This is a genomic window from Trebonia sp. (genome assembly GCF_049794275.1).
Taxonomy (GTDB): domain Bacteria; phylum Actinomycetota; class Actinomycetes; order Streptosporangiales; family Streptosporangiaceae; genus Trebonia.
In genome coordinates this window covers 1-5,450 of the sequence record NZ_JBARCR010001268.1, presented here as the reverse complement: position 1 = coordinate 5,450, position 5,450 = coordinate 1, and the positions used below count along the sequence as shown (strand labels likewise).

Annotated in this window: 7 protein-coding genes; 4 read left to right on the top strand and 3 right to left on the bottom strand. The window is 70.2% G+C overall.

Annotated features, from left to right (window positions below):
- Window positions 1-221 precede the first annotated feature (221 nt).
- Window positions 222-755, bottom strand: coding sequence for a carboxymuconolactone decarboxylase family protein (locus WA805_RS30935; protein WP_425244099.1), 534 nt, complete (start codon window positions 753-755; stop codon window positions 222-224).
- A 62-nt stretch (window positions 756-817) separates the two neighbouring features.
- On the opposite strand from WA805_RS30935, the gene WA805_RS30930 reads away from it, so the two are divergent.
- Window positions 818-1,291 carry a MarR family winged helix-turn-helix transcriptional regulator gene (locus tag WA805_RS30930; RefSeq protein ID WP_422284383.1) on the top strand — a complete coding sequence of 158 codons (474 nt, stop codon included), beginning with the start codon at window positions 818-820 and terminating at the stop codon, window positions 1,289-1,291.
- 23 nt (window positions 1,292-1,314) lie between these two features.
- Here WA805_RS30930 and WA805_RS30925 read toward each other — a convergent pair whose 3' ends face one another.
- A complete protein-coding gene (locus tag WA805_RS30925; RefSeq protein WP_422284381.1) occupies window positions 1,315-2,502 on the bottom strand; it encodes a cytochrome P450 in 1,188 nt (395 codons plus the stop codon).
- A 113-nt stretch (window positions 2,503-2,615) separates the two neighbouring features.
- Here WA805_RS30925 and WA805_RS30920 point away from each other — a divergent pair, with 113 nt between their 5' ends.
- From WA805_RS30920 to WA805_RS30910, 3 genes are read left to right on the top strand one after another with little or no spacing between them, the layout of a single operon-like run.
- A complete protein-coding gene (locus tag WA805_RS30920; protein WP_422279868.1) occupies window positions 2,616-2,807 on the top strand; it encodes a ferredoxin in 192 nt (63 codons plus the stop codon).
- Between the two features lie 2 nt (window positions 2,808-2,809).
- Complete coding sequence (locus WA805_RS30915) at window positions 2,810-3,607, top strand: SAM-dependent methyltransferase (protein WP_422284379.1); 798 nt, start codon at window positions 2,810-2,812, stop codon at window positions 3,605-3,607.
- 19 nt (window positions 3,608-3,626) lie between these two features.
- Window positions 3,627-5,258 carry an AMP-binding protein gene (locus tag WA805_RS30910; protein WP_425244098.1) on the top strand — a complete coding sequence of 544 codons (1,632 nt, stop codon included), beginning with the start codon at window positions 3,627-3,629 and terminating at the stop codon, window positions 5,256-5,258.
- A gap of 14 nt (window positions 5,259-5,272) precedes the next feature.
- On the opposite strand, the gene WA805_RS30905 is transcribed toward WA805_RS30910, so the two are convergent.
- Window positions 5,273-5,450: aldo/keto reductase (locus WA805_RS30905; RefSeq protein ID WP_425244100.1), on the bottom strand; the 178-nt coding region annotated here is incomplete at its 5' end.

Sequence of the window (5,450 nt, the reverse complement as noted above, 5' to 3'; positions counted from 1 at the left end):
ACCATCTGACTCTCCCTGTTCGAAATGAATAAAAGCATCATCCCGAACGGACGCGGGGTGACTCTCACACCCCGGTCAAGTTCTCGCCCTACAGAGGCTGAAGGGGCCAGAGTCTACGGCGGCCGGGTCTGGCAAGACCTCAGCCGCGGCGCTGAGCATGATCACGAAAGAAAAATCTCCTATGCGCGTACTTTTCTTTCGTGATCATGAAATCAGCGGCCTCAGGCGAAGGCGCTGACCTGGTCGTCAACCGGGGCGCCGGTGAGCCGGTTGGCGAGCGTCGACATGACGTAGGTGCCGATGCCGAGGACGACCTCGAGCGCGTTGCGCTCGGTATAACCGTGGCCGAGGAAGGCGCGCAGGGCCGGCTCGCCGACGTCGCCCGCGGTGTCGAGCACCCGCAGGGTGAACTCCTTGAGCGCGTCCAGCCTCGGGTCGGCGAGCGGCTGAGCGCCGCGCAGCGCGGCGATCAGGCAGGCGTCCGCGCGCAGCGCGGTGAGCCGCGCGGTGTGCATCGCAACGCAGAGGTGACAGCCGTTCCTCGTGGCGATCGTCATGATGACGACCTCGCGCGCCACCGGGTCCAGCGTGGTCGAGTCGAATAGCCCGCTGAGCTTCTGGAAGCCGTCGAGCAGCTGCGGGGAGCTGGCCCACCGGGCGGTGGCGGCCGGCAGGTAGCCGAGGTGATTCGCGGTGGCGGTCATGACGCGCCGGGCAGCGGGCGGCGCGGATTCGATGGTGTGCTCGGTGAACATTGCGGTCCTCCGCTATCGTTAAAGACAACTCGGTTGTCTAAAATAGTAAACGAGGTTGTCGAATGACGTCAAGCGCCGCCGCCGGGTATGAGCTGCCGTTGCTGCTGTTCGGCGGGTTCCGGGCGATCATCGACGAACTGCACGGCGAGCTGGCCCGCAGGGGGCATCAGGACCTGCGCCCGGCGCACGGGTTCGCGATGCAGGCCATCGGGTTCCGCGGCGCGACGGCGAGCGAGGTCGGCAGGCGGCTGGGCATCTCCAAGCAGGCGGCGGGCAAGACGATCGAGCGCCTGGAGGCGCTCGGCTACGCGCAGCGGGCGGGCGACAGCGCCGACCGCCGCCGCAAGCTGACCAGGCTCACGCCGCGCGGCGTCGCCGCGCTGACGCTCTCAGCGGAGATATTCGGCGACATCAGGGACCGCTGGGCGCGCACCCTCGGCGACGACCGGGTCGCGGACCTGGAGGCCAGCCTGCGGACGATGGTGCCTGGCGAGACATTCCGGCTGGACGTGCCGGGCTGGTTCGGCGCGTCCTAGGCCCGGCCGGCTAAGCCCTGCCGCTAAGCGGGGACGATGCGCAGCGGCAGCTTCTCGTGGCCGTGCACCGCCATGTTCGTGGTCACCTCCGGCTCGCCGGCCAGCTCGATGGACCGCACGTGGCGGGCGAGCGCCGACAGCAGCGACACCCCTTCGAGGCGGGCGACCCGCGCGCCGACGCAGGCGTGCACGCCGAACCCCAGGCCGAGGTGCTTGTTGACCACGTCGCGGGTGATGTCGTAGGCGGCCGGGTTCTCCCAGCGCCGCGGGTCCCGGCCGCCGGGCATGTGCAGGAGCAGGATCTTCGCGTCCTCAGGCAGCTCGGTCCCGTCCACGTCGACGGTCCCGGTCGCGCGGCGCCTGGTGAACCTGGCCGGATTGTCGTACCTGATGCCCTCCTCGAAGGCCCGCACCGAGAACTCGTCGATGTCAGACCGCAGCAGCTGGTACTGATCGGGGAACTCCGCCAGCGCGCGCAGCGTGTTGCCCAGCGAGTAGATCGTGGTGTCGGACCCCGCCGAGTACAGGGTGCGGACGAGGATTTCGGCCTCTTCCTGGGTGACGGCGCCGGTGTCGGCGGCTTCGTACATGGCCATGCAGATGCCGCCGGGCTGGACCATGTCCCGCTTGCAGTTGACGGCGACCCACTCGAAGACCTCGAACGCCTCGTCCATCGACTGCTGGTAGATCTCGTTCTTCGGCCCGAACATGTTGAACTGCGCGTGCCCGAACCTGATCAGCATTTCCCTGTTGTTGTCCCCGAGGCCGATCGCGTCGGGGAACACCGTCAGCACGTACGCCTTCGCGAGGTCGGTGTGCCCGTCGATGATGCCGTCGGGCGCGTCGAGCAGGGACCGCACGATCTGGTCCGCCGCCTGCTCGAAGGCGTCCTGCATCCGGCGGAGCACGGCGGGGGACATGCCCTTGCTGATCACGGTCCTGACCCGCTGGTGGTCCGGCGGGTCGTCGGACAGCAGGATCATGGGCTGGCCGACCTCTTCGAACGCCGGCCTGGTGGAGCTGAACGCCTTCCAGTCCCGCATCATGAGCTCGATCTGGGCGTGCCGGCCTGTGGCCCACACGTCGTACTGCGGCGAATAGACGACCGGTCCCGCCTCGCGGATCATGCCGTCGTACTTCTGCGGATCCCTGATGACCTCTGGGCTGAACCAGTCGAAACCGGTGTCCACCGCCGAGTCGCTCGCGGGCATCGGCGCCTCCCGCCTCTGTTCGTCGACTTGCCCGGATCGTAAGACCCGCGTCACTCGGCGGTCAATATACGATGTCGCTAGCCTGTGGCCGGCACCAAAGTTACGATCTGCGCATGAGGGTGACCGTTGATACAGGCCTGTGCGAGGCCAACGCCGTCTGCGCCGGCCTGGTTCCCGAGGTCTTCTACGTGGACGACGAGGACGAGCTGCACATCCTGACGAGCGAGGTCCCGCCGGAGCTCGCCGACCGCGTCAGGGAAGCGGTCATGTCCTGTCCGAAGACGGCTCTCCTCCTCGAGGAATAGTCGTGGAGGCTACCGGCAGGCCGCGCATCGACGCCAGCGTGGCGCACAGCGCCCGGGTGCACGATTACTGGCTCGGCGGCAAGGACAACTTCGCCGTCGACCGGGCCGCGGGCGACGCGGTGCAGGCCGCCTACCCGGGGATCGTGCAGTCCGTGCGGGCCAACAGGGCGTTCCTGGCTCGCGTCGTGCGGTTCCTGACCGAGGAGGCCGGGATAACCCAGTTCCTCGACATCGGCACCGGCATCCCCGCCGCGAACAATACGCACGAGGTGGCGCAGTCCGTGGCGCCCGGCGCCCGCGTCGTCTACGTGGACTACGACCCGGTCGTCCTTCAGCACGCCCGCGCGCTGCTCACCAGCGGCCCGCGGGGAACAGTCGATTACATCGACGCGGACCTGCGCGACACGGAAAAGATCGTGCGGGAGGCGGCGCGGACGCTGGACTTCGGCCAGCCGGTGGCGATCATGCTGATTGCCGTCATGCACCTGATCGTGGACGCCGACGATCCCTACGGGATCGTCGGCCAGCTGAAGGACGCGATGCTTCCTGGCAGCTACCTCGCCCTGTCCCAGGTGGCGTCGGACATCGAGCCCGAGCGGATGGCCGAAGCGGCCCGGCAGTACAACCAGCGGGCACGCGAGACGCAGCGGCACCGCACGCACGCCGAGGTGGCCAGGTTCTTCGACGGCCTTGAGCTGCTCGAGCCAGGCGTGGTGGTGGTGCCGCAATGGCGCCCCCAGTCCACGGCAGAGGCCGAAGCGCATTCCGGGATGTGGGGCGGCGTAGGCCGCCGCGCGTGAGAGCAAGGGCGGCTGGGTAGTGGACGTCTCCTTCGGTACCGTCTGGGAGGCGTTCGCCCGCGAGCTGCCGGACGCCACCGCGATCTCAGACCCTGGCCGGGACTACAGCTACGCGGAATTCGAGGAGCGGTCCGCGCGGCTGGCCGCCGCGCTGGCGGACGCCGGCGTCGGTCCCGGGGACAAGGTCGCGTGCTACCTGTACAACGGGGCCGCCTACCTGGAGACGGTGTTCGCCGCCTTCAAGCTCGGCGCGGTGCCGGTCAACGTCAACTACCGGTACACCAGCGAGGAGCTGTTCGCGCTGCTGGCCGACGCCGACGCCGCGGCCATGGTGTTCAGCGCCGAGCTGGCCGGGAACATCGCGGACGTCGCGGCCAGGCTCCCGTCGCTGCGCCTGCTCGTCAGGGCGGGCGCGGGTGCCGCTGTGCCGGATATCGCTGTGCCGGATGCCGTTGAGCTCGGAGAGCTGCTCGCCGCGCACGCGCCGCGCCCGGCGCGGCCGCGGCCGGGGTCCGATGAGCTCTTCATGTACACCGGCGGCACGACGGGCAAGCCGAAGGGAGTGATCTGGCGGCTGTCGGACCTGATGCACTCCATGGAGGTGTCGGTCTTCCAGCGGCTCGGGGTGACCGCACTGCCCGGCACGCTCGACGAGGCGGTGCGGGTCGCGGCCGCCGCCAGGTCCGCGGGCAGGTCGCCGGTCCTGATGCCGGCCGTCCCGCTGATGCACGCGACTGGGCTGTTCAACTCGATGGGCGCCCTGCTGGCAGGCGGCCGGGTGGTCACCGCCCGCCCCGGCCGGCTGGACCCGCGGCACGTCTGGGAGACCGTCGCCGCCCAGCGGGTGCGCACGCTCGTGGTGGCCGGCAACGCGGTGTGCCAGCCGCTCGTCGACGAGCTCGCCGCCGCCGAGCGGGCCGGGCGGCCGCACGACCTCAGCTCACTGGACTCCGTGGTCAGCTCGGGCACCGTGCTGAGCGACCGGCTGAAGCGCGCCCTGCACGAGCGAGCCAGCGTCACGATCACCGACGCGATCGCCTCGAGCGAAGGGGGCCCGTTCGCGTACGCGGTCACCTCGTCCGTCGACGACCTGCCGGCCAGGTTCTTCCCTGCCGCTCCCACGAAGGTGCTGGCCGGCGACAGGCCGGTGGCGCCCGGCAGCGGGCAGGTCGGCGTGCTCGCCTTCGGCGGCCCGATACCGCTCGGGTACTACAAGGACACCGCCAAGACCACGGCCACGTTCCGCATTGTCGATGGGGTCCGCTACACCATGCCAGGCGACCTGGCGATGGTCGAGCAGGACGGCGCCATCCGGTTTCTCGGCCGCGGCGCCGGCGTCATCAACACCGGCGGCGAGAAGGTCCACCCGCAGGAAGTCGAGGACGTGCTGCTCGCCCAGCCCGGCGTGACGGACGCCTCCGTGGTCGGCGTCCCCGACGAGACGTGGGGCGAGCGCGTGATGGCCGTGGTGGCGACCGGAAGCACCGCGCTGACCGCGGCGGAGCTGCGCGACGCGGTGCGGAGCCGGCTGGCCGGGTACAAGGTGCCGCGCGGCATCGTGCTGCTGCCCAGCCTGCCGCGGACGCCCGCGGGCAAGCTCGAGCTCGCCGAGGTGCGGCGCATCCTGGCGGCCGAGGCGCCAGAGAGCTGACGAGCCAGGGCCGCTCAGGCCGGCTCGGTGGCCGACGACAGCAGGCCGGTCTCCGCTGGCGTCAGCTCCAGCTTGACTGCGGGCAGGATCTCCGCCAGCTGCCCGGTCGACCGCGCGCTCGCGATCGGCGCGACGACGTGCGGCCGGGTCAGCAGCCAGGCGATCGCGACCGCCGCCGGCGTGGTCCGGCGC